We start from the raw sequence: 250 nt of genomic DNA, 5'->3' as shown, positions 1-250 counted from the left end.
AGTCCGTGTTGTGCTAGCGCTTCAGCCGCTGACATCAGCTCACTTTTTACAAATACTTGTCCTTCACCCATGATTGCCAAAGTCATATGTGATAACGGCGCTAGATCTCCTGAGGCGCCTACTGAGCCTTTGGCTGGGATATGCGGAGTGATTTGATTATTAATCAGCGCCAATAAGCTATCGACGACGACATGGCGCACACCTGAGACGCCTTGCGCGAGGCTCGCTACTTTCATCAGCATAATGAGTC

Annotated in this window: 1 protein-coding gene; it reads right to left on the bottom strand. The window is 50.0% G+C overall.

Annotated elements, in window-relative coordinates:
• A partial coding sequence (locus AAEY98_RS22540) for an aromatic amino acid lyase (protein WP_351019853.1) occupies window positions 1-250 on the bottom strand: 250 nt, incomplete at both ends.

The sequence above is a fragment of the Shewanella sp. AC91-MNA-CIBAN-0169 genome, assembly GCF_040310165.1.
GTDB lineage: Bacteria > Pseudomonadota > Gammaproteobacteria > Enterobacterales > Shewanellaceae > Shewanella.
This window is presented reverse-complemented; position numbering and strand designations above follow the sequence as displayed.